This is a genomic window from Protofrankia sp. CiP1_Cm_nod4, assembly GCF_982290645.1.
In genome coordinates this window covers 1-6,231 of record NZ_CEVIVC010000207.1, presented here as the reverse complement: position 1 = coordinate 6,231, position 6,231 = coordinate 1, and the positions used below count along the sequence as shown (strand labels likewise).

4 protein-coding genes, 1 tRNA gene and 1 pseudogene are annotated in these 6,231 nt (G+C 67.3%); 3 read left to right on the top strand and 3 right to left on the bottom strand.

Translation table 11 applies throughout. From position 1 onward, the window contains the following. Window positions 1–180 precede the first annotated feature (180 nt). Complete coding sequence (locus tag AC5LSR_RS22770) at window positions 181–1,902, bottom strand: IS1182 family transposase (protein WP_493468988.1); 1,722 nt, start codon at window positions 1,900–1,902, stop codon at window positions 181–183. 50 nt (window positions 1,903–1,952) lie between these two features. On the opposite strand from AC5LSR_RS22770, the gene istB reads away from it, so the two are divergent. After that, entirely contained in the window at window positions 1,953–2,480 is a 528-nt protein-coding gene (gene istB, locus AC5LSR_RS22765; protein ID WP_493468987.1) for an IS21-like element helper ATPase IstB, read from the top strand. 215 nt (window positions 2,481–2,695) lie between these two features. Further along, window positions 2,696–3,796 (top strand): hypothetical protein, encoded by a 1,101-nt coding sequence (locus tag AC5LSR_RS22760; protein WP_493468986.1) that lies wholly within the window; start codon window positions 2,696–2,698, stop codon window positions 3,794–3,796. 354 nt (window positions 3,797–4,150) lie between these two features. On the opposite strand, the gene AC5LSR_RS22755 is transcribed toward AC5LSR_RS22760, so the two are convergent. Beyond that, window positions 4,151–4,944 (bottom strand): IS5 family transposase gene (locus AC5LSR_RS22755; RefSeq protein WP_493468989.1). Its coding sequence is split into 2 segments (ribosomal slippage): window positions 4,151–4,620 and window positions 4,620–4,944, totalling 795 coding nucleotides; the frame shifts between segments, so codons are not numbered across the junction. 366 nt (window positions 4,945–5,310) lie between these two features. Here AC5LSR_RS22755 and AC5LSR_RS22750 point away from each other — a divergent pair. After that, window positions 5,311–5,392, top strand: a tRNA-Ser gene (locus AC5LSR_RS22750). Window positions 5,393–5,539: 147 nt separating this feature from the next. Here AC5LSR_RS22750 and AC5LSR_RS22745 read toward each other — a convergent pair. After that, window positions 5,540–6,109, bottom strand: a pseudogene (locus AC5LSR_RS22745) (site-specific integrase); the annotation flags it as partial. Window positions 6,110–6,231 lie beyond the last annotated feature (122 nt).

Genomic DNA, 6,231 nt, shown 5'->3' with positions numbered 1-6,231 from the left:
GGCAGCAACGATGCGACGGTGCGGCTGTGGAAGGCCCGGGTGAGCGGGTCCTAGAGCGTCGGTCAAGTTGTCAGGCTGCTTGCTGATCGTTTCTTTGGCGGGCGATGACGTGGAGGTTGTGAACGACGGCGGTGCGGCGGAGGTCGAACAGGTTTTTGCGCTGCCCGTGGGCTCTGCTGCTTAATTCGCGGTTGGGGTTGTGCGCTGCTGGCTGAGGCGGGTGAGTCTGCTGGTGCGGGGTGTGAAGGGCGGCTGGTGGGGGTTCCAGTGGGCGTCGAGGCGGATGACGTTGACCGCGGTGGCGGAGAAGGCGTGTTGGAGGCGGGTCTTGGGCAGGCCGCGGTAGCGGGCGTTGCGCAGGCCGGTGGCGTCGAGGGCCTGGTTGATGGTGCCCTCGATCCCGGCGCGCAGCGCGTATCTGGTCTTCCAGGTGTCCGTGGCCTGCTCGGCGCGGGCGGCGGTGAGGGTCTCGTGGAGTTCCTTCGGGCGCAGGCTGAGGAAACGGGTGCCGCGTGCCGCGGTGGTGCACTCCTTACGGGTGGGGCAGGGCTGGCAGTCGGTGCGGGCGAACGCGACGACGATGGCGTCACGGTCGTGCTGGCGGACGGGGTACCAGCCGGTGCTGGTGCGGCCCTGCGGGCAGCGGGCCTGGCGGGCTTTCCAGTCGATCCGGAACGCGGCCTTGTCGAACCCGGCGTTGGCCTTGGCCTGGGGTGAGTGGTCGAGCAGGGCGGGGGCGACCATGGTGATGCCCCGGGCGGCGGCGTCGTGGATCAGGTCGGCGCAGGAGTAGCCGGCGTCGAGGTAGTGCTCGGCGGGGGTGAGACCACGGTCGGCGAGGGTGCGCTGGACGATCTCGGTGGCCTTCACGTCCGGGACGCTCGCCTCGGTGGTGAGAACATCCGTGATCAGCCGTAACGGCAACGCGTCGGCGTCGGCGTCGGCGTCGGTGGGAGGGTCGCAGGTTTCGGTGAGGTGAACCTTGTAGCCGCACCAGAACAGGTCGTCGCCCTTGGCCGCCCACCGCGCGTCGCGGTCGTAGGGGGAGGCCAAGCGACGATGTCCAGGCGGGACGCCCTGCTTGTCGGCGTCCCGCTTCACGATCACCTCCCGTCCCCGGCTGTCGGTGGACAGGTAGTAGGTCTGCACCAGCATCTCGCGCAGGAACGCCACCGCGGGGATCTCACGCAGCCAGCCGGGTGCGGTGGGCGTGCTCACCGCCCGGCACAACGCGAGCGCGTCCTGGCCGAACACCACCGCGAGGCGGTCCCGGGCCGTCGTCGAGGACGGCATCGTCCACCCGTTGACCCGCTCGCCGTAGCGGTGCGCCAGCTCGTCGACGTCGACCGCGCCGGCCAGCCAGTCCGGGGCCGCGACCGCGAGGGCCTCCAACGCCGCCCGCACACTCTCCCCGGCGAGTTCGGTCCGGTTCAGGTCCCGCACCGCGCTGATCACATGGGTGGAATCGGTGCGCGCCCGGCCACCGGCGGCGATCAGGCCCTGGTCACGGCAGATCTGCAGGAGCCGGTCGAAGACCACCCGTTCCAGGCCGTGGCCGGCGAGGCGGGCCCGGAACCGGGACAGCACGGTCGCGTCGAACCCGGTATCGGTCAGCTCCGCCCCAAGGGCGTACTTCCAGTCGATCGCACGGACCGCCATCGCCGCGGCCTGCCGGTCAGTCAGGTTCTCGGTGAACTGCAACACCGTGACCAGCGACAACACCGCCGGCGGCAGACCCGGCGCCCCACGGCGCCCGAACGCCTCGGTGAACGGCTCATCGACGAACACCTCGGCGAGGCGGTCCCGCAGCCGCATCGCCAACGTCCCCCGCGGGAACGCCGCCCGCGCGACCGCCACGGTCTGCGTCGGGATCTCCGGCAGCCCCTTCGGCTGCAACGACATGTGCCCCACCTCCCACAGCCCACGAAACCACCCGGGCCGCAGAGGAGATCATGCCGCACCCACAACACCCAGCCGAATTAAGCAGCAGAGTCACCTTCGTCGCCAAAGCCGAGAACGTGATCCTGCTCGGCCCACCCGGGATCGGGAAGACCCACCTCGCGATCGGCCTCGGCGCCAAAGCCGCCCAGGCCGGCTACTCGGTCCTGTTCGACACCGCCAACAACTGGATCACCCGGCTCGCCGCCGCCCACCACGCCGGACACCTCGACGTCGAACTCAAGAAGATCCGCCGCTACAAGCTGATCATCATCGACGAGGTCGGCTACATCCCCTTCGACCAGGACGCGGCCAACCTGTTCTTCCAACTCGTCGCGTCCCGCTACGAACAAGGCTCGATCCTCGTCACCTCGAACCTGCCGTTCGGCCGCTGGGGCGAGACCTTCTCCGACGACGTCGTCGCCGCAGCCATGATCGACCGGCTCGTCCACCACGCCGAGGTCCTGACCCTCACCGGCGACTCCTACCGCACCCGAGCCCGCCGCGACCTGCTCGCCAAAGACCGCCCCAACCGCGACTAACCTGACCACCGGGTGCGCCGTTTTACCTCGGCACGAACCGTTCAGTTTTCGCTCGGCGTCAACATGATCCGACGTACGTGCCACCTGAACCACCAGAGATGTCCGAAGAGGAGCGGACGCGTCGGCTGACGCAGCCGTGCACGCCCAGCTCCGATATCTCGACGTTCATGAGTCCCAACGACTTCTGACCACCGATTCGAAGGAAACCTTTCCCAGTGCCCACCTGCACCTTCTGCGGATACAGCGGCAAGCTGACCGGCGAGCACGTGCTCGGAGACTGGCTGACCAAGATCGGGATGGACCTGGATCCGGCGCCGCACGGCGCGGGACCGCTCAACCGCATCGGGCGGGAGTTGGGCGTGCGACCGCCGTTCCGCCAGAAGGTGCGGGATGTCTGCGGCGACTGCAACAACGGGTGGATGAGCCGCCTCGAGGTGGTTGCCCAACGGGTCCTAACGCCGTTCATCCTGGGTGAGCCCGGCGCGATCTCGCCGGAAGATCAGGATGCGGTCGCGGCGTGGGTCCAGAAGACCGCGCTCACCGCGATGCTGGTGTCCTCCGAGGAGGACCGGGAGGGAGGCTACGGCCTCCCGGCCTCGGAGTATCACGCGCTGTACGCCCTGAGGGACAAGACGCGGCCCCTTCCGGACAGCGAATTCTGGATCGGTCGGTACAACGGCGTCCGCAGTTGGTCGGTACGGGCCATACCGCTGGCGGTACGCGTCGACGGCTTGCCCGAACCCGATCGGCCGCAGGGTTACGCCATGACCATCGTGCTCGGACAGCTCATGCTGCACGGCGTCCGGTTCACGACGCCAAGCCTCCAGGTCGAGGTATCCACGCGCCTGGATTTACCGCAGCTCTGGCCACCGGTAGGACCGATCATGTGGCCGAGCGGACAATCCCTCGACGATGAAGCGTTCCTTGGCTTCGCCGGCGGGAAAGACTTCCGCTCGACCGAGAAGCACATCGAGCTGCGACCGTGGCGGCCAGCGACAGAGCTGACGCCGAGTCAGGCTGTCGGCGGCATGGTGGAGCTGCCGACGATCTGCGGCAAGCACATAGTGTACTACCCCGCCGTCCTGGTCGCTGAGGCGATGCGCGGCAGGTCCTACGCCTTCGGGACGGCATGCGAATGCCCGATGGGCTACCTCATCCACACTGAACCCGATGGCGCGCACTGCAAGGCCGCGGACACGATCGAGGCCATCTCGGAGCTGTATGAGGGGTTGCCCGGCGAGGAGTACGCCATAGAAGACGAGTACGGCGTCTTCCCATGCAAGCGCATATTACTTCCTCAACCCCCGTCAGCTTGAGGCTCGTTTACGCCGCCATCTCCACACGCAATCTCCGTAGCAAGCCCATCAACTCATCGACGGTTGCCACGATACGGCCCTGTTCTTCGCAAGGGGGAAGAGGAATGGGCGTACGCCTAATCGCACGTTGCGAGACATTCTTCATTGAGCTACTTGTGCCGCTTGCTTCATCTTGGTAATGCGCCCGCGCGACCTCTGCACGGTTGGCCAGGTTCAGGTAGTGCCGATTACAGCCGCCTGCCACTGCGAGCCGCAAGGTCTTGTCGCTGAGCATTAGGCGGGGAGGTGTTTTACCAACCACAACACTTCGAGCAACCAACTCAGCCGTGTTGGCTCGCGAAATAACAGCTCGTTTCAGAATGATCCTCGGAGTTTTCGCAAACAGATGATCGAGCAGGCGAGGCTGAGGAACGCCTGATGGATGTCGACCCGGCGTTCCCAGCGGGTGCGTAGCCGGCGGAACTGGTGCAGCCAGGCGATGGTCCGCTCGACGGGCCAACGTTGACGGCCGAGGCCGGTGCCGTGAGGTTTCCCGCGGCGGGCGATGATCGGAGTGATCCCGCGGGCCACGAGCTGGCGGCGGTACTTCACATGGTCGTAGGCCCGGTCGGCGAGCAGGTAACGCGGGCACCGGCGCGGTCGTCCCCGCCGGCCGCGGATCGGGGGGATCGCCTCGACCAGCGGAATCAGCTGGGTGACGTCGTGGCGGTTCCCGCCGGTCACGAGCGTGGCGAGCGGAACCCCGGTAGCGTCGGTGATCAGGTGGTGTCTGCTGCCGGGGTGGGCTCGGTTGACCGGGCCCGGACCCGTCTCGGAGCCCCTTTTAGCGCGTGGATGTGCGAGGAGTCGACCAACGCCCGGTGCAGGTCGAGCAGCCCGGCGGCGTTGCACTCGGCGAGCAGCTGTTCGTGGAGTTGCTGCCAGACCCCGGCGTCGGCCCAGTCCCGCAGGCGGCGCCAGCACGTCACCCCCGACACCCCGAACAGTGTGGTCAGTAGCTCCCGCCAGGGCACGTCGTTACGTAACACCCACAGGATTCCTTCCAGTGCCGCCCGGTCGTCGACCGGCAGCCGGCCCGGGTAGCGGAACCGCCGCTGCCGGACCGGGATCAGCGGCGCCAGCCGCTTCCACAGCTCCTCGCTCACCATCGCCTCATCACGCATGAACCGACGTCTACCGGGCAGGCAGGCACGACACGCCGCGTTTAATCAGTCTTTGTGAAACGAGTTGTTAATCTGCGAGTTGCGGTCTTCGTGCCTGTGGGGTGATCCGCCACACCGCACGGCGCATGGCGTGCGGTGAGCGCGGGAGCGCGGGAGCGCGGGAGCGCTGTCCAGCTTCCCGTGTGTCAGCTCTTGTCCGCTGCTACTTATCGTTACGTTTTTCGATGGTCATCGGCGTCTCCGGTGCTGCCATGGTGCTGCCGGACGGACCGGATCAGGCCACCACGTGACGGGACGGAGAAGGACTGATCAAGGTCGCGGATCTACTCTGGCCAGCTGAGATAACATGACGTGGCGGTCAATGGCATGTCGCAACATCGCGGGGGCGGCTCTCATAATCCGTCGGTCGTGGGTTCGAGTCCCACCCGCCCCACCCCCGTGACCTGCGCCTTTGCTTCGGTGGCTGCCACTGCGGGGCCCCCGCAACCGGTGGGTGTGCACCCTGGTGTGCACGACCCTTCCGCGGAACTGCCGCGGCGCGCCGCTCCGCAGCTTCCGCAGCCCGGGCCGGAGTCACCTTCGTGTACGTCGTCGCCGTGATGTTGATGTTGCTGTGGCCGAGTCGTTCGGACACTTCCTTCAAGGTCTCTCCCGACTCCAGACCGATGGTCGCGCTGGAATGCCGCAAGTTCTTCAGCGGAATCGCGGGCAGGTCCACATGCCGTGACAGCGTCTCGAACCGGGACGACACCGTGTTCGGATGCCACGCCGTGCCGTCCGCCTGCGTGAACACCAACCCCGTCTCCGCCCAGCCCGGACCCATGGTGAGTTTCTGCTCGGCCTGCCGTCGGTGCCAGCGGCGCAGTGCCGCCGCCGTCTCCTTGTCGAGGGCACCGGCCCGAGCCGACTGCCGGGTCTTCGGCTTCGACGGGCGTGCCTTCCCACCCACGGTGACGATCGTCGTTCCCGGTTTCGACGGGATCGTGACCGTGCCGCTGGCAAGGTCGATGTACTCCCAGCGGAGTCCGACCAGTTCACCGCGGCGTAGGCCGAGGCAGGCCATCACGGCGAACGCCACGGCCAACGGATCGTTCCGGCTTTCGCAGTAGTCGAGGAACTGGCCGAGTTGGGCCCCGGACCAGGCGAGCACTTCAGGGTTGGGCGGCAGCGCCAGTTCCACGTCACTGGCCGGGTTGAATTTGATCAACCGGCGTTTCCGGAGCACTGACAGAAGGGCACGTGCGGTCCGGTGGATGCTGTGCAGCGTGGGCC